Raw genomic sequence first — 1,136 nt, forward strand, 5'->3', positions numbered from 1 at the left:
CGGTCGGGGCCGGCCTGGCGGTGTGCGGCGCGGTGATGCAGTCGCTCACGCGCAACCCGCTCGCCGACCCGTACCTGCTGGGGCTGTCGTCGGGTGCGTCGCTGGGCGCCGTGCTGGTGCTGCTGGCCGGCGTGCCGCTGCTGCTGCCGGTCGCCGCGTTCGCCGGGGCGGTCGGTGCGCTGGCCCTCGCGCTCACCCTGGCTGGCGCGCTGGGCACCATCACCCCCACCCGCACGGTCCTGGCGGGGCTGGCGATCAGCCAGCTCTGCGCCGCGGCGGTGTCGTTCGTGATCTTCTGGTCCGCAAAGGGCGACGCGTTCCGCGAGGTGCTGTCGTGGCTGATGGGCTCGGTCGCATCGGCGACCTGGACGTCCGTGGCGATCACCGGTGGCGCCGTCCTGGTGCTCGGCACGCTCCTGGCGCTGACCGGATCCGTGCTCGACGCGTTCACGTTCGGCGACACCGCGGCCGCCGCCCTCGGCGTCCCCGTCAACCGGGCCCGCTGGATCCTCCTGATCGGGGTCGCGCTGCTGACCGGGGCGCTCGTGTCGCAGAGCGGGTCCATCGGGTTCGTCGGGCTGATCCTGCCGCACGCCGTGCGGCTGTTCACGGGTGCGCGGCACCGCCTTCTGCTGCCCTTGTCCGCCCTGGCGGGTGCCTCGTTCCTGGTCTGGGCGGACACCCTGGCCCGCACCGTGTTCGAGCCCCGCGAGCTGCCGGTCGGCATCGTCACCGCGGCGATCGGCGCCCCGGTCTTCGCGTTCCTCCTGTGGAAGGGAAACCAGCGGTGAGTGACGAACGTCTGCGGGACACCGGATCGCCGGGCGCCGGGCTGGCCGCCGACGGCGTGTCCTGGGAGATCGGCTCCCGGGCGATCCTGGACGACGTCGGGGTGCTCGCCCCGGGCGGCGCCGTCACGGGGTTGCTCGGGCCGAACGGGTCGGGCAAGTCGACCCTGCTGCGGGTGCTGGCGGGGGCGCAGCAGGCGGGCCGGGCCAGGTCGGGCGACGTGGAGCCGCCATCGGCCTCCGGACCGTCCCTGGAGTTCGACGGCGCCGACCTGGCCGCCCTGCCCCGCCGCGAGCGCGCCCGCGTGCTCGCCCTCGTGGAGCAGGACGCCACGACCGACCTGCCGC

2 protein-coding genes are annotated in these 1,136 nt (G+C 75.2%); both read left to right on the top strand.

Features of this window, described 5'->3' with window-relative positions:
• Positions 1 to 791, top strand: a 791-nt coding sequence (locus PROKR_RS06070; protein ID WP_036960734.1) for a putative F420-0 ABC transporter permease subunit, incomplete at its 5' end; no start/stop codon positions are given.
• Positions 788 to 1,136: ATP-binding cassette domain-containing protein (locus PROKR_RS06075; protein ID WP_036960707.1), on the top strand; the 349-nt coding region annotated here is incomplete at its 3' end. The genes PROKR_RS06070 and PROKR_RS06075, both read left to right, overlap by 4 nt.

The sequence above is a fragment of the Promicromonospora kroppenstedtii DSM 19349 genome (assembly GCF_000515355.1).
GTDB lineage: Bacteria > Actinomycetota > Actinomycetes > Actinomycetales > Cellulomonadaceae > Promicromonospora > Promicromonospora kroppenstedtii.